The organism is Hominimerdicola aceti (assembly GCF_025567495.1).
GTDB classification, from domain to species: Bacteria; Bacillota; Clostridia; order Oscillospirales; family Ruminococcaceae; genus Hominimerdicola; species Hominimerdicola aceti.
The window spans coordinates 46,332-62,053 of the sequence record NZ_JAOQJZ010000005.1; the positions used below are offsets into that span (position 1 = coordinate 46,332).

General features: G+C 46.7%; 12 protein-coding genes. All 12 read left to right on the forward strand.

What is annotated here, in order from left to right; all coding sequences use genetic code 11:
• Positions 1 to 4: 4 nt before the first annotated feature.
• The 12 genes from OCV57_RS06310 (at position 5) to OCV57_RS06365 (ending at position 15,699) form a co-directional block, all read left to right on the forward strand.
• Positions 5 to 1,756 (forward strand): Rqc2 family fibronectin-binding protein, encoded by a 1,752-nt coding sequence (locus OCV57_RS06310; RefSeq protein ID WP_267300851.1) that lies wholly within the window; start codon positions 5 to 7, stop codon positions 1,754 to 1,756.
• 300 nt (positions 1,757 to 2,056) lie between these two features.
• The gene (locus OCV57_RS06315; RefSeq protein WP_267300852.1) at positions 2,057 to 2,287 is read left to right on the forward strand and encodes a hypothetical protein; all 231 of its coding nucleotides are present in this window, start codon (positions 2,057 to 2,059) and stop codon (positions 2,285 to 2,287) included.
• Positions 2,235 to 4,295, forward strand: coding sequence for an NPXTG-anchored protein (locus OCV57_RS06320; RefSeq protein WP_267300853.1), 2,061 nt, complete (start codon positions 2,235 to 2,237; stop codon positions 4,293 to 4,295). The genes OCV57_RS06315 and OCV57_RS06320 overlap by 53 nt, the downstream gene beginning before the upstream one ends.
• 80 nt (positions 4,296 to 4,375) lie before the next feature.
• Entirely contained in the window at positions 4,376 to 6,355 is a 1,980-nt protein-coding gene (locus OCV57_RS06325) for a DUF4430 domain-containing protein (protein WP_267300854.1), read from the forward strand.
• 10 nt (positions 6,356 to 6,365) lie between these two features.
• On the forward strand, positions 6,366 to 8,096 hold the full coding sequence (locus tag OCV57_RS06330; protein WP_267300855.1) for a prenyltransferase/squalene oxidase repeat-containing protein: 1,731 nt from the start codon (positions 6,366 to 6,368) through the stop codon (positions 8,094 to 8,096).
• Positions 8,084 to 9,016 carry an AAA family ATPase gene (locus OCV57_RS06335; protein ID WP_267300856.1) on the forward strand — a complete coding sequence of 311 codons (933 nt, stop codon included), beginning with the start codon at positions 8,084 to 8,086 and terminating at the stop codon, positions 9,014 to 9,016. Before OCV57_RS06330 ends, OCV57_RS06335 begins: the two co-directional genes overlap by 13 nt.
• Entirely contained in the window at positions 9,013 to 9,981 is a 969-nt protein-coding gene (locus tag OCV57_RS06340) for a DUF58 domain-containing protein (protein ID WP_267300857.1), read from the forward strand. Before OCV57_RS06335 ends, OCV57_RS06340 begins: the two co-directional genes overlap by 4 nt.
• A gap of 17 nt (positions 9,982 to 9,998) precedes the next feature.
• Complete coding sequence (locus OCV57_RS06345) at positions 9,999 to 12,020, forward strand: transglutaminase-like domain-containing protein (RefSeq protein ID WP_267300858.1); 2,022 nt, start codon at positions 9,999 to 10,001, stop codon at positions 12,018 to 12,020.
• Complete coding sequence (locus tag OCV57_RS06350; RefSeq protein WP_022288170.1) at positions 12,017 to 12,547, forward strand: DUF4430 domain-containing protein; 531 nt, start codon at positions 12,017 to 12,019, stop codon at positions 12,545 to 12,547. Before OCV57_RS06345 ends, OCV57_RS06350 begins: the two co-directional genes overlap by 4 nt.
• Positions 12,544 to 13,410 (forward strand): energy-coupling factor transporter transmembrane component T, encoded by an 867-nt coding sequence (locus OCV57_RS06355; RefSeq protein ID WP_022288169.1) that lies wholly within the window; start codon positions 12,544 to 12,546, stop codon positions 13,408 to 13,410. Before OCV57_RS06350 ends, OCV57_RS06355 begins: the two co-directional genes overlap by 4 nt.
• Positions 13,383 to 15,023, forward strand: coding sequence for an ABC transporter ATP-binding protein (locus OCV57_RS06360; protein ID WP_267300860.1), 1,641 nt, complete (start codon positions 13,383 to 13,385; stop codon positions 15,021 to 15,023). Before OCV57_RS06355 ends, OCV57_RS06360 begins: the two co-directional genes overlap by 28 nt.
• On the forward strand, positions 15,013 to 15,699 hold the full coding sequence (locus tag OCV57_RS06365; protein WP_267300861.1) for an ECF transporter S component: 687 nt from the start codon (positions 15,013 to 15,015) through the stop codon (positions 15,697 to 15,699). Before OCV57_RS06360 ends, OCV57_RS06365 begins: the two co-directional genes overlap by 11 nt.
• The last annotated feature ends 23 nt before the right edge of the window (positions 15,700 to 15,722 follow it).

Here is a 15,722-nt window from a genome sequence, read left to right on the forward strand (position 1 = left end):
TAAAATGGCATTGGACGGAATTTATCTGAGCTTGCTCAGAAAAGAATTTGACCCTCTTATTGACGGCAGGGTGGATAAGATACACCAGCCTTCACGAGAGGAGCTTATAATGACTATCCGCACTAAAGAGGGTGCGCAGAAGCTTATGTTCAGCACAGGTGCAGGCTCGGCAAGGGTCCATATAACAACGACGGATATAGAAAATCCGAAAACACCGCCTATGTTCTGTATGCTCATGAGAAAGCATCTTGCAGGAGGCAGACTCACTGCCATTAGGCAGGACGGCTTTGAGCGTATACTTTTCTTTGACTTTGAAGCCACCAACGAAATGGGCGACAGGGTGAATCTCACACTTGCGGCGGAGATAATGGGCAGGCATTCAAATCTTATCCTCTATCGTGAGGACGGCAGGATAATAGACAGCATAAAGCGTGTGGGACAGGAAATGTCATCAGTGAGAATGGTTCTTCCCGGTGCGCAGTATACTTTGCCCTCAAGAGAGCAAAGGCTGAATCTTCTTGACTGCACAAAGGAAGAGCTTTTGGCAAAGATAGCCGAAAACCCCACGGCGGAGCTTTCAAAGGCAATAATGAAAACGCTTGAGGGCATTTCGCCAGTGTTCGCACGGGAAGCTGTGTTCTTTGCGGCAAGGGGTGCTGAGATAACAGCCCAACAGCTAAGCGGAGACACTGCGGACAGGCTGTGGTTTTATTTCTCGAAAGTCCGTGACAGCATAAATGACGGCACTAACGTCTACACAGTGCTGAAAACAAAAGAGGGCAATCTGAAAGATTTCTGCTTCTGCGATATCACGCAGTATGGTGCGCTCATGGTGACAAAAAGCTTCGAGTCACCAAGTGTTCTTCTGGACTATTTCTATGCGGAGAGGGACTCCCTTTCAAGAATAAAGCAGAAAGCCAACGACCTTTTCAAGCTTCTTATAAACACCTCCGAGAGAACTCAAAGGCGTGTGCAAAATCAGCGTGAGGAGCTTAAAGAGTGCAAGGACAGGGAAAAATACCGCATTTACGGTGACCTTATCACTTCAAATCTCTATGCGCTCCAAAAGGGCATGGCATATGCTGAGGTGCAGGACTTTTATGACGAGAACTGCCCTACAGTGAAGATACCACTTGACAAAAGGCTTACGCCAACACAGAACGCTCAGAAGTATTATAAGGAGTACAGAAAGCTCGACACCGCAGAGAAAAAGCTCACTGTGCTTATTGCAGAGGGCGAGCAGGAGGTCAAGTATCTGGATTCTGTTTTCGATTCTCTAACGAGGGCACAGACGGAGGGAGATATAGCCGAGCTTCGTGAGGAGCTTTTTCAGGAGGGCTATGTAAAGCGCTCAAAGTTCAAGGGCAAGCCTCCAAAGGCTCTGCCGCCTATAAAATACCGTTCTTCTGACGGATATGAAATAAGGGTAGGCAGGAACAATAAACAGAACGACCGCCTCACCTGCAAGGAAGCAGAGAAAACTGACCTTTGGCTCCACGTCAAGGATATCACAGGAAGCCACGTTATCGTCACCTGCGACGGAGAAATGCCACCTGACAGGACAATAGAGGAAGCGGCAATAATCGCCGCCTGCAACTCAAAGGGAAGAAATTCCTCCAGGGTGGACGTTGACTACACTTTCATAAGAAACGTGAAAAAGCCAAACGGCTCAAAGCCGGGCATGGTTATTTTTACAAACAACTACACTATCACTGTCAAGCCTGACACGGAGCTGGAGGAGAAACTGAGGGTATAGTCTGAAACTATATCAAACAAAGTTTCAGTCTATGAGTTTATGAAAATGCCACAAAAACGGCGTTGTATCGGACTTATTAGTGGTGTAAAAAGGTTATTGAATAATCCATAGCGATATGGTATAATTATCATGATGTGAATATTAAGAAAGCACAGTTTGAAAAGTTGTTAGCTGAGTAGAGCGTGTCAGGGCAAAAGCCTTGCCGTCAGGGAAGCAGGTCCAAATCCTGCACAACCGCCATTACTGTGTTTGACAGGCTTTTTGTGTGCTGTCATAAGTCAGGTATCTGCTGTGTTTTCGTTGACTATTTCTGTCTTGGGCGATGAAGATGACGGTCTGCTTTATCGCTGTGCAGGCAGTAAAGCGGATAGGATGCTTTTTCGTTTCGGCGGAAAGGCATTTTTTTGCTGTGGTCGGGGTGTTCATAAAAAGTGCATTGACGGCGGAACAGTGTGTATCAACGAAAGGACAGAAAAGAATGAAGAAGAAAATTTTGAGAACAGCCAGCTTCGCTCTTGCGACTGCTCTTAGTCTGAGCGTGTGTGTAAGCGCATTTGTTTCAGACGGAACAAACAACAACGTAACAACATCAGTCCTCCCTGACAGTGCGGATAACGCAGTGCTTAACTGGGCAACTAAGGTAGGAAAAAGCTGGAACGATGGTCCGTCGCCTGTGGCTATCGTTGGAGATAATATCGTTTATACATCCGGCGACAAGCTCATGAGAATGAACAAGGAAACGGGCGTTGTGGATTCAGTAGTTGGACAGCGAGCAGGCACAAACAGCTACGCTATCCAGCCTGTTACTTATGCAGACGGCATGATATTCTCAGCCTTTAACGGCGGCATTCAGGCATTTGACGCTGACACCCTCGAGTCGCTGTGGGTATACAAGGACAGCGTGGGGGGTCAGTCTGTAAGCCCTATCTACTATAATGACGGCTGTATCTACACAGGCTTCTGCAACTATGGTTCAGGAAAAAACGATCAGTATGTTTGCATAGACGTTAAGGACGAAGATCCTGACACAACAGATGAAGAGAAGTCACCAAAGTGGATATTCACAAACAAAAGCGGTTTCTATTGGGCAGGCGCATATGCAACTGATGATTTTGTCGTTCTCGGCATGGAAAATGCAAAGGCAAACACTACCGACCCTGCAAGAGTAGTTACTCTTGACAAAAACTCAGGAAGCGTTATAGATACTGAGTATACAGTAGGCGGAGGAGTAAGAAGCACTATTTCTTACGATAAGGATACAGACGCTTATTATTTCACATCTAACGGCGGCTATTTCTATAAGGCAACAATAGACGATGAGGGTAATTTCACAAAGCTTGACAGCATTGCACTTGGCGGCGCAAGCACATCAACTCCTACAGTTCTTAACGGAAGAGCTTATGTTGGCGTAAACGGCTCAGGCTGGGGCGACTATAAGGGCAGTGTTATTGCAGTTATCGACCTTGACAGCTTTAAGATAGCATACAAGGCAGAAACAAAGGGCTATCCACAGACCTCAGGTCTTGGCGTTGTGAATGAGAACGGCTATAATTATGTTTACTTCTCAGAGAACGCATCAGCAGGCGCTATCCGCTATGTAAAGGATAAAAAGGGCGTAACAGAAGTTCTTGACGCTCAGATAGTAAACGGAAAGAAAACAGCTCCGTCACTTTTCACACCAACGGGTGCTCAGGCACAGTACGCTATAGCTGACCTTGTTGCAGACGAAAACGGCACTATCTACTTCAAGAACGATTCAGGCTACGTAATGGCTGTCGGCTCAGAGGTGGAAAAGCTTGTGACCGAGAATGCTAAGACAGTATGCAAAGAGGGCGAAGCTTATGACGCTTCCGACTTGAAGGTTTACGCAGTTCTCAAAAACGGTGTGAAGAAAGACGTTACAGATTATGTGACTATCGACGATACTGCTCTTACAGCAGACGATGATTTCGTTACTGTTACATACAAGTATGGGATGTACAGAGATAAGACAAACGATGGTGCTGCAAACACAACCGGCATTGCCGTTTCACCTGTTGAAGCGACTATCGACGTAACAGTTCTTGCAGCAGAGGATTATGACAGCGTAAAGGCTGTTGAGAAGCTTATCAGTGACCTTGGCGAGATAACACTTGACAGCGAGAATGACATCAAGGCAGCAAGAGTCGCTTATGACGCTCTTGGCGACCTTAAGGAATATGTAGGCAATGTTGACGCTCTTACGGCCGCAGAGGAAAAGCTTGAAGAACTCAAGACACCAAGCTCTTCCTCAGAAGCAGAAAGCTCTGTAAGCTCATCTGACGTATCTTCCGAAAGCACAGTATCTTCTGCAAACTCTGAGGATACATCTTCTGCCACTTCATCAGCCACAGAGTCAGTAAGCAGTGCTGACACATCAAAGGCGGCTGACAGCTCATCAAAGACAGCAAATAACGCAGGTGCGGCTAACCCTAACACAGGTGCGACAGCAGGCGTTTGCGTAGCAGGTCTTGCACTTCTTATCAGCGGAGCTCTTACAGTTTCAAGAAAGAGAAAGTAAAAAAATTAAGACAATTAAGATATAAGTTATTTTGCAGGATACTCGCCCTCTATTTTCAGGGGGCGGGCATTTTCTGTGATATGAAAAGTGAGAATATTATGAAAAAGCATACACAAAAAAACAGGCAAATAATAATGCTGTCAGCAGCGGCGTTTTTTATCGCAGCGGCTTTTTTGTGTATGCGTTTTTATAATATGAGCAGTTATAAGAACCCTGAAAATCCGTTTTCAGCACTGTCTGAAAGCCTTGCGGAGGAGGACGGACAGGGCGGAGAGGGCTATGAAACAAGCTCTCAGCCAAAGGACGAAAGCTCAGATATGGACAGCTCACAGGCAGATGACAGTGATAACACTGATAGTAGCGACAGCAATACAGATACAACAGAAAGCTCTCCGCAGGCTGACAAAAGCGACGGAAATTCCCCGACAGTAAATGGCGGGAACACAAATGTTACCATAAATGTCCAAGGTGAAAGTAAGTCTGACGAGGTAAAGAAAAAGCCTGATAGCAAGACCGAAACTGTCACAAAGAACACCGACACAGAATATTTCACCACCTCTATAAAAGAGGGCGAGCGTGTAAAAAAGCCACTCTATGAGTTCACAATAACACATAAAAACAAGGCTCTCACAGTGCAAAAAGTTCAGGTCACTGTGAACGGCAGCGTTGTAAATCAGTTTTCGGGCAGCGTTACCCTTCACGCAGGAAAAAACACTATCCGTGTTGCCTGCACTTATACTGACAAAAGCGGTCAGGTGAAAAGGGCTTATAAGGACTATACAGTTTATTTTGACAAAAAGGAGATAACCTTTGACATCGACCTTGCGGATAAGGATACTGACACAGAAAGCATAACATTTTCAGCCACAGCTTTTTACGGCAGTGATAAAATACCTTTGACGGTTAAAGTCAACGGTGAAAAGCTTTCCGGTGGTGAAACTTTTACCGCACAGCTTTCTGAGGGCGAAAATACTATAACTCTCTCTGCGGAAAAGGACGGCTCAAAGGCTGAAAAAAGCTTTAAGATAAAATACACTCCTGCGGAGTTTTCGGTTGATACCGACCTTTATGACCGCACTGTAAATGACGCCGATTTTAGCTTCTATGCAAGAATGAAAGGTCAAAGCGGTAGTGCAAAGCTAAGCGTTATTCTAAACGGCAAAAAGCTTTCGGGCAGAGATAATTATACCTGCACCCTCCAAAGCGGTGATAACCGTATAAGGCTTTATGCAAAAGACGGTGACAAAATAATAGACAGATATTTCACTGTCACCTATGTACCCATTGCTGACGATACCACAAGACCTGAGATAACGTATATAAACGTCACAAACGGACAGACAGTGAAAGGTTCGGGCTTCACCCTCAGATTTAACGCACAGGACTATCAGGGCGGAAGAATATATGCCGACAAGACCGAGGTCTGGCTCAATGGACTTTCTGTTGAGTGTATTGCACAGGACAGGAACTCAGCCTATTATCTCCAGCTTTCGGGCGGGGCAAATCTTCTTGAAATAAGGGTGTATGACCCAGAGGGCAGATATGCGGATCATGCCTATACCATAAATTCTGTCAGCGCACAAAAGGGCGAGCAGACAGGCGTTATAACAATGAGCTTTGACGCCGATACCATAGGGCTTGGACAGCTTGCCGCAGGCTCAGAGGTGGCAATATACGAGGGGGACACAGGCGTTGACGTTATAGAACGTTTTCTCCAGCAAAACGGCTTCACAGGTGACTTTACAGGCAAGGGCGATCAGAGATATCTAAGCCGAATACACAAAAGCGGTGCGTTTTCAGGTGGAGCAGTAAACAGCGAGCTTGCGGAGCTTATAAAAAATGATGGCATTGCAGACAGTGGCACACAGTATGCCGACAGCCTTGGAGAATTCGACTACACCTACGGCTCAGGCTGGGTGTACACTGTAAACGGCAATATGCCTGCATACGGCATGGGCAAGGTGAACTTTACCGACGGCGACACTGTTAGGCTTGCGTTCACAGTTGCCTACGGCAGAGATATAACAGGTTCACAGGATAGCTATGACAAAACATGGTAGGAGGATATTGTTGAAAACGAGAGGTTTTCTTGGCAGATCAGTGGCGGTGTTTGCAGGGACAGTAATGCTTCTGACAAATGTTCCTGCGGTGAATGCAGATAACGCAGATAAAAGGGACAGGATAACTGAAAGCGCAGAAAAGGTCTGTCAGTGGCAGCGTGACAAAATGGGCATTTCTCAGGACGAGAGCATTTTTTCGGGGGATTTTCTGCAAAACGCAGGCATAGGAAGCTCCGATTGGCTTGCCATAGGCATTTCACGCTTTGGTTTTGAGGAGGACTATGAGGCTTATCTCACTGCGCTTTCTCAGCGTGTGAAAGCTCTTTCAGATACCGACAACGCTACCGAGTGGCAGAGGTGCGCTATAACAGCCTCCGCAATGGGAGGCGACCCTGCCGACCTTGGGGGCATAGACCTTGTAAAAGGCGGTGTTTACGGCAGAGATGAAAATAATTCCGTAGGCAAACAGGGCCTTAACGGCTGGATATTTGCACTTTTGACCCTTGATACAATGGGCTACAAGACCTCAGAGGGTGCAGAGTTTGACAGAGAGCGTATACTTGACGAGATAGTTTCTTCGCAGAATACCGATGGTGGCTTTTCGCTGTCAAAAGGTGAAAGCGATATCGACATCACCGCAATGGCTTTGCAGGCGATCGCCCCATATTACAATGATTTTTCCCGTGACGATGTTAGAAAAAGCGTTGACAAAGCGGTGGAGTATCTAAGCGGCAAGCAGGACAGCTCAGGAACGTTCGGAAGTGCAGAAGCTGATTCGCAGGTAGTAATAGCACTTTGTTCACTTGGTATAGACCCTGAAGCTGACAGCCGTTTTGTGAAAAATGCCGACCTTTTGACCGCCCTGCTTTCCTATCAGAACAGCGACGGTGGATTTTCACATGAAAAGGGCGGCGATTCTGACGAGCTTGCCACAGGGCAGGCACTTTGCGCACTTGCGGCACAAAAGCGTTTTGAACTTACGATGCGACGTATTTACGATATGAGAGAGGAGCTTTCAGTTCTACAGCGTGAAAAGCTTGACGGCATAAACGGCAGGCTTTCGGATATCTCAGACGAGGAGAGCGCAGAAAAAGCCTTGAAGCTTTTCAATGACCTTGATTGTGATGAACGCACATATGTGAGATACGGTGCAGAGCTTGAAAATGCGGCAGAAAAATACAGCCTGACCTTGAGCGACAGGGCTTTCACAGTGGAGCTTGCACAGACAGACCATGGAAACGGCTGTGTATACAGTATCGAGAAAACGGAAATATATAAGGGCAAGAAAGGCTTTACAAAAAGCGACAGGAACAAGCTTGAAGCCCTGAGAAAAAACGGTGTTACTTCGGGGGACTGCACTGCTACGGCTGTGCTTTTAGTCCATGCAAAGGCTGACGAGAGCCTTTCCGACAGGGATAAGATAATATCAGAGCTTGAAGAAATGAACGCCAAAGCGAACGAGCTTTACAGTGAGATATCAGACCTTAACAGTATCATAAGCTGTGAGCTTTATCCTGTTGATAGTGTTGGAAAAGACAAAAAGGAGCTTTTGGAAAAGACCGCAGAGAGGATAAAAAAGCTTCCTGAAGGCGAGCGGAAAAAGGTCACTTCTGCTGATGAGATAATAAAAGAGGCAGAGGATAAAAACGTGACAGTGTATGTGATATCTGCGGCAGCGGTGCTGTGTGCAGTGGGAGTTTTCACAGTGGTAAGAAAGAAGGGTAAAAAATGCGTGAGATAACAGATGAAGTGAAAAAGGTCATAATCGGCAAGGACGAAGTGGTGGATATGGTGTTCGCCGCAATTTTGGCGCAGGGTCATGTGCTTATGGAGGACGTTCCGGGCGTGGGAAAAACTACTCTTGCGGTAGCGTTTTCAAAGGCTTTGGGGCTTGAAACGAAGAGGATACAGTTCACCCCTGATACTGTGGCTTCCGACATCACAGGCTATACGGCTTTTGACAGACAGGCGCAGGGCTTTACTTTTCACAGCGGTGCGGCAATGACGAATATACTTCTTGCAGACGAAATAAACAGAACCTCAGGCAAGACGCAATCTGCCCTTTTGGAGGTCATGGAGGAGCGGGCCTGCACAGTTGACGGCAGAACATATCCTCTGCCTGAGCCTTTTGCAGTGATAGCAACACAAAATCCTACAGGCACAGTTGGCACGGCGGCACTGCCTGTTTCACAGCTTGACAGATTTATGATAAAGCTTTCAATGGGCTATCCTGACAAGGCGGCAATGCGAAGCATAATGTCAGACCGAAGCAGTTCAGATCCACTGGTAGATGTGAAAGCCGTCTGCACCGCTGAAAAGCTTATAGAAATGCAGAAAAAGGCAAAGGCTGTTTTTGTTGACGACAGCGTTTATGACTACATCTCAGACCTTTGCGACGCCACAAGGCATAATGAAAATATTTCTCTGGGCGTATCCCCAAGAGGTGCGTTGGCACTTTGCAGGATAGCAAAGGCGTGGGCGTGCTATAAGGGCAGAGAATATGTCGTTCCCCAGGACGTAAGAGATTTTTTTGCCCATGTTTGCAGCCACAGGATATCACTTTCTGCAAAGGGCAGGCTTTCAGGACTTGCGGCAGAAAGTGTGCTTGACGAGATACTTGGCAGCGTAAAATGCCCTGAGAATGAGGAAAAACGCAGATGAAGAGGCTATGCTTCTGCCTTTGCACAGCTTTGGGCATACTGCTTTTTGTGCTGAAAAAGCCCATTGGCATATCGGTGCTTGGGCTGTGCGCAGTGCTTTTTGTATTGTCAGTATGTATAAATATATTCTCGAAGAAAAAGCTGTCAGCAACACTGGTAAGCGACGGCACAGGCTTGAAAAATAAGGACATGAGCCTAAAATTTATCTTCACAGGAACTTGCGGCGAATACAGCAGTAAACTGCGGCTTAGAAATATGCTCACAGGACAGTGTGAGGATATAAAGGTGCATTTTATCATCAGCAGAGAGCCTGCTCAGGTGGATATCACTGTAAAAAGCGACACCTGCGGAAAGATAAAAGCAGAGTTTCTGACACTTAGAGCCTTTGACTTTACAGGGCTAACATGGAAAAAGGCACAGTGCGAAATAAAGGGCAGTGTGAACATAATGCCTGATGCAGCAGAGATAGATGAGAGCGAGGAAGCAAAGCTCAAGGAAGCCCTTGAAAGCGACTTTTTCAGCAATGAAAACGAGGGCTTTGACCACAGTGAGCCTATTGGAATAAGAGAATATCGTCAGGGGGACAGCTATAAATCGGTGCACTGGAAGCTGTCTTTCAGACTTGGCGATATCTACGTCCGTGAATATGGCGAGCCTGTTACTGACAGCCTTTGTATCTACGTTGAAACAGGCGGAAATGTCCCCGCAACGGATTATGACTGCATTGCCGCAAAGGCACTGAGCCTTTCAATGTATCTTTCAGACGGTGGTATAGGGCATTACATGGCGTTTTACAGCTTTTCTCAGCAGAGAAAAGTTTTCGAGCATATCGACAGCGCAGACAGCTTCACTGTCGCTCTGGACAGCCTTCTTTCTTCACAGCCTGAGCAGGGAAAAGAGCGACTGACGGAGTTTTCAGAGCTGTTTGAAAGAAGCGGCATAAGCCGTGTTATCGAGATAAAATAGTAAAAGAGGTGACAATTTTGACAGCAAGTATTTGCTATGTGGAAAAGCACTTTTCAAAGGGTGTTTATATCATGCAGAGCCTTTTTGGTGCAGTGACAATGCTCCTGCTGTCATTGTCGCTTGGTATGGGCTGGCGAGCCTTTGTCCTGATAGGTGTGTGCATATTGACAGCCCTTGCAGGGGTATCAAAAAAGACTTTGCCTATACCATTTTTCACCGCACTATTGTCGGCGGTGATATTCCACAAGAAGTTTTTAACAAGCCTTGCAGGGCTTTTGAACTGCGTCTTGATCGCCCACGGTAAAAGCGCAGGAGTAGTGGAAATGCTTGTGGAAAAAAGCTCAGACCCTTGGCTTGCTCTTTGCGTGGGTGCAGTGATAGTTTCCACAGTGCAGAGTATTTTCAGCCGTCTTGACAGCAGAGTTTTTACAGTGGCAATGCTTGCGCTGTTTTTGTGCGCAGGTATCTTTATTGATATCCCTCTGTACTATGCCACTGCAGAAGTTGCGTTAGGTATCCTTGCATTGACGTTTTCCGGCAGCATAAAAGGCGATTTGAAGCCCTTTGTGCTTATACTTACAGCATTTTGCGCAGTGCTTATAGCCTGCCTGACAGGGCTTTTTGATAAGCTTTCCAACTTTGCCTTTGCCGATCGCTTTAATACGAAAAGTGAGTACGAGATCATAATGGAGCACCCACAGCCATTGTATCTTCTGGAGAGCCGTTTTGAGAAAGAAACTAACGGCGTGTGGGGGGAGCTTAGCGGTGAGGAGAAATATGCCTACTCAGACGAGTTTTATTGGCTTGATAAGCTTGATTTCTCACCGGCTTTTCAGACCGCTTTGCTTGACAATGCCATTGATATATCCGACAGCGGCAATGTTACAGTAAACATCAAAAATGGCGGAAAACCCCTTTATACCTATGGTATGACCGCCGCAGAGAACGCTTTTTCCGACCCAAAGATAATAGGCGGAAGCTTTGAGAACACCAAAAGCTATTACAGGCTTGCGGTATCGGAAGGCTATCTCACAAAGCCTTTTGGCACATTTGATACCCTGCGCACTTCTGAGCCTGCGGATTATCTTGCTACAGAAAAGGGTTATCGTGACTATGTTTATTCCACCTGCCTTGACATATCAGCCGAGGACAAACAGCTTGCCGCAAACCATTTTGATCTGCAAGGTTCTCAGGGTAAACTGCGGTCTGATATGCTAAGCTTTTTTGTGTCAGACGCAGTGCTTGACAGGTCAAAGACCTATGGGGGCGAAAGCTCTTTTGCAGATATGCTTGAGGTAACTTGCCGTGGGGGCGAGGAGGATTTTGCTGCCGCTGCTGTGAAGATATTCCGTGCAAAGGGCGTTCCTGCCAGACTTTGCAGAGGATATTTTATCACATCAGATATGACCAAAGGCCTTACAGATAACTCAGCCCTGACCGTCACTTCAAAACAGCTCCACTATTGGGCGGAGTATTACAAAGACGGCATAGGCTGGCAGCCTTTCGAGGTCTGCCCCGATTATGTTGGCATGATAAAAACGGACGACAGCTCTGTAAAAGCAAAGCCCACCAACCAAGGCGGCGAAGCCCTTGCTCCCGAGGACGAGGACAAACCAAGGGAAGAGATCTTTGAGGAGAACAAGACTAAACCTGCGGAGAAAAGCTATGCGGCATATATCGTTATCGGTGCGGTAATACTTATACTCTGCCTTATTGTGGCAATAATAGCTTTGGTAAGAAAAAGAAAGTTTGCCGCTCTGCCTGACAGCAAAAAGGTGGAGAAGCTGTTCTTTGCAGGCAGAAAAAAGCTTTGCGGCAGGAATTTCTCAGACCATACGCCAAGAGAGCTTTCCGAGAGCATAAAAAAGACCTTTGGCGCTGATATGGCGGAAAGCTTTGCAGAGTGCGAGAAAATATACGAAAGGGCGAGATTTTCAAGGCTCGAAATAACCAAAGAGGAAATAGCAGTGGTTAAAAATTTCGCAGATCAGGCAAAGAAAGCCAAAAAGCTCAAAGTTCAGGAGGGAGCAGAAAAGTGAAAAAGGATATCGCTCTGCTCATAGTCATAATTTTGGCAGTGGCAGCGGTCATAAAGGGCGTTGATATTCAGTCCGTTGACGAGTATTACAGCCTGCACAGCGACGATACCGCAAATGCCGCTCACACTGTCACTCTGACAGTGGATTGCTCTGATATTTTGGATAATTACGATATGCTTGACAAAAATCTTCGTGACGAGTGCTATGTTCCCTCAGACGGCATTGTTATGCCTGCGGAAAAATATGTCCTCCGTGAGGGCGACACCGCCTTTGATCTGTTGGAAAAAGCTACAAGGTGTGAGAAGATACCCCTTGATTATCAAGGCTCAGAGGATAATATTTACAACACTGTGTATGTCCGTGGCATAAACAATATCTACGAGTTTTCCTGCGGTCCGTCCTCAGGGTGGACCTATACGGTAAATGGCGAAAGCCCCGATAAGGGCTGTTCACAGTATGTCCTCCATGACGGTGACAGCGTGGAGTTTTACTACGTTTGCGACTACACAAAGGAGGCGGTGAAATGAGGTTGTCAGCTTTTCACCCTTTGACCGCCCTTGTGTATTTTGCGACTGTGCTTGCGGTGACAATGTTCTGCTTTTCACCAGCCGTTGGTATATGCTCGGCAGTGGGAGCATTCCTGTTCTGTGCCATAACTCAAAGCTGTAGACAGACCGCATCAGACCTTGCTTTCTACATCTTTCTTACCGCCGTTTTGACTGTCACAAATCCACTTTTTTCACATAAGGGCGTAACGCCGCTGCTTTTCGTAAACGGCAAGGCTTACACAAAGGAAGCCCTTTTTTATGGCTTGACCGCCGGCTTATCCCTCACCGCTGTGATAATGTGGTGCAAAGCTCTTGGAAAGGTGCTTACAAGGGAAAAGCTCCTATACATTTTCGGCCGAAAAACGCCAAAAGCTGCCCTTGTGATAACAATGACAATGGGCCTTATCCCAAAGCTCAAAAGGCTTCACAGACAGCTTTTGGACGCTTTGAATTGCTCTGGTGCGAACATCTCCGACAGCCGTTTTGACCGCCTGAAAAAAGACTGCACAGTGTTCACAGCCCTTTGTGCAGGCACGCTTGAAAGGGGAGCGGACACAGCCGCTTCAATGAAAGCCCGTGGTTATGGTATCCAGAAACGAAGCTTTGCACACTCGTTCAAGTTCAGAGCATGGGACAGCATTTTTGTGGCGGTTTTTGCAGTTATCTTTGCATTGGTGCTGATATTTTCCGCAAGGGGCGAGCTGTCCGCCGCTTTTTACCCTGTGATAAAGCTTGAAAACAGCGTTTTTCCTGTGGGAATGTTCGCATTACTATGCGTTTTCCCGTTTATTCTTGAAGTAAAGGAGAGCATAAAATGGAAATATTGTCTTGCGAAAATGTAGCTTTCAAATATAACGAAAGCACGGACTATGCCATTTCTGACTGCACTTTTTCAGTGAAAAAAGGCGAAAAAATAATGCTCTGCGGTGCTTCGGGAAGCGGAAAATCTACTTTGCTCAGGCTTCTGAAAAGAGAGCTTTCCCCAAGGGGCGAGCTTTCCGGAAACATCACCCTTATGGGCAAGGACAGAAGCGAGCTTTCTGATAGAGAAAGTGCCGAAAAGATAGGCTTTGTAATGCAAAGCCCTGACAGCCAGACGGTGTGCGACAAAGTATCGGCTGAGCTTGCTTTCGGGCTTGAAAGCTTTGGTGTGAAAAGTGGTGAGATACAAAGCCGTGTTGGTGAAATGGCGGCTTTTTTCGGTATCGAGTCGCTCTATGACAGGGATATCTCCACACTTTCGGGCGGTCAGAAACAGCTTGTCGCTCTGTGTTCCGTCATGGCCACAGACCCTGATATCCTGCTTCTTGATGAGCCTACCGCACAGCTCGACCCCGTTGCCGCAAGGGAGCTTCTTGGCATTTTAGACCGCCTTAACAAAGAAATGGGCGTGACTATCATCATTGCCGAGCATGACCCCGAGGAGCTTTTTGACTCCTGCGACAAAATTTTGTATCTTGCAAAGGGCAAAACCGAGTTTTTCGGTACGCCTGCCTTGACTGCAAAATATTTTGTGAAGAACGCTCTGGAGGGCTTTCTTCCCGAAACCGCCAAGGCGTTCGCAAGGCTTTGCGACGACCTGCCCCTCAATGTAAGACAAGGCAGGGCGAAGTTTGAAAAGCTTGGCGTGACGGATATTCCAAAGCAGGCTGTCACTGATACAGAACGTGCTGAGCCGTATGCCCTGCAGTTCAAAGATCTGTGGCAGAGATATGAAAAAGATTCCCCCGATATCCTCAAAGGCTGTGATCTTGGTATCAGAAAAGGGGAGTGCTATGGGCTTTTAGGCTCAAACGGCGGCGGAAAATCAACGCTCCTGCGTGTGATATGCGGACTTTGCAAGCCTTATATGGGCACTGTTTCACTTTTCGGGAAAAAACAGAAAGCCTATAAAAACGGCTCGCTTTTCCGTGAAATGCTTGCATTTTTGCCCCAAGAGCCTGTGACAATGTTTGTAAAAGAAAGCGTCCGTGAGGATCTTTTGCAAAGCGGTGACAAAGCCGCAGTGGAAAATGTTTCACAGCGCATGGGCATAGAACATCTTCTTGACCGCCACCCTTGGGATCTCAGTGGCGGCGAGATACAGAAATGTGCCTTTGCTAAAATTCTTCTTGCTGACCCGAAAATAATAGTCCTCGACGAGTGTACAAAGGGCATGGACAGTTTCGCCAAAAAGGCTCTTGGTGATATTCTTTTGGACCTAAAAGACGAGGGCAGGACGATACTTCTTGTGACCCATGACCTTGAATTTGCCGCACAATACTGCGACAGGTGCGGACTTCTTTTTGACGGGAAGATAGTCGCAGAGGATAATGCCGTGGAGTTTTTCTCCCACAATCGCTTTTACACCACCGCCGCCGCAAGGCTCACAAGGGGCTTTTTCAGTGGTGCAGTGACGTCAACAGCCGTAAGAGAACGGCTCGCAATGGTGAAAAGAGGTCAAAATGAGCAGTAAAAAACTTGTGTCAGGGCTTATCTATCTTCTTGTCATACCCCTTGTGTGCTTTGGCGGCATAATGTTTTTCAGAGAACGCTTCTATTCTTTCGTCACCGCAGCACTTGCCATTCTTACCGTGGCAGGCTATTTTCTCCACTTTGAGAAAAAGCACTCCGACAGTACACAGCTTGTGATAATAGCCGCCATGACCGCATTGTCTATTTTCGGCAGGATAGTTTTCAGCTTTCTGCCGGGCTTTAAGCCCTGCACCGCAATCGTTATCATAACAGCTCTTTATATGGGAAGAGAATCGGGCTTTATGACAGGCGCAATGACTGCCCTTATCTCAAACTTCTATTTCGGACAAGGTGCGTGGACGCCTTTTCAAATGCTCGTGTGGGGTCTGACCGGATATTTTGCAGGAATGTTGGCTGATAAGCTTATAAAAAGCAAGCCACTCCTTGTGACCTTCGGCATAATCTCAGGAACGGCGTTTTCTCTTATCATGGACTTGTGGAGCTGTCTGTGGGCTGATAACGCATTTATTCTCAGCAGATACCTTGCCCTTGTTGGCTCGTCAGCTTTTTTTACCCTTATATACGCAGTTTCAAACGTGTTCTTCCTGCTGGTTTTATCAAAACCCTTTGGCAGGATATTTAAAAGGCTGGATAAAAAATATGGATTAAAAAATTAGACCGACAAAGCTTTCGCCCTGTC

Excerpts from the sequence above, each read along its gene's own strand:
- OCV57_RS06325 (WP_267300854.1), top strand. The coding sequence starts at position 4,376 with ATGAAAAGTGAGAATATTATGAAAAAGCATACACAAAAAAACAGGCAA.
- OCV57_RS06320 (WP_267300853.1), top strand. The coding sequence starts at position 2,235 with ATGAAGAAGAAAATTTTGAGAACAGCCAGCTTCGCTCTTGCGACTGCT.
- OCV57_RS06365 (WP_267300861.1), top strand. The coding sequence starts at position 15,013 with ATGAGCAGTAAAAAACTTGTGTCAGGGCTTATCTATCTTCTTGTCATA.
- OCV57_RS06355 (WP_022288169.1), top strand. The coding sequence starts at position 12,544 with ATGAGGTTGTCAGCTTTTCACCCTTTGACCGCCCTTGTGTATTTTGCG.
- OCV57_RS06310 (WP_267300851.1), top strand. The coding sequence starts at position 5 with ATGGCATTGGACGGAATTTATCTGAGCTTGCTCAGAAAAGAATTTGAC.
- OCV57_RS06360 (WP_267300860.1), top strand. The coding sequence starts at position 13,383 with ATGGAAATATTGTCTTGCGAAAATGTAGCTTTCAAATATAACGAAAGC.
- OCV57_RS06340 (WP_267300857.1), top strand. The coding sequence starts at position 9,013 with ATGAAGAGGCTATGCTTCTGCCTTTGCACAGCTTTGGGCATACTGCTT.
- OCV57_RS06335 (WP_267300856.1), top strand. The coding sequence starts at position 8,084 with ATGCGTGAGATAACAGATGAAGTGAAAAAGGTCATAATCGGCAAGGAC.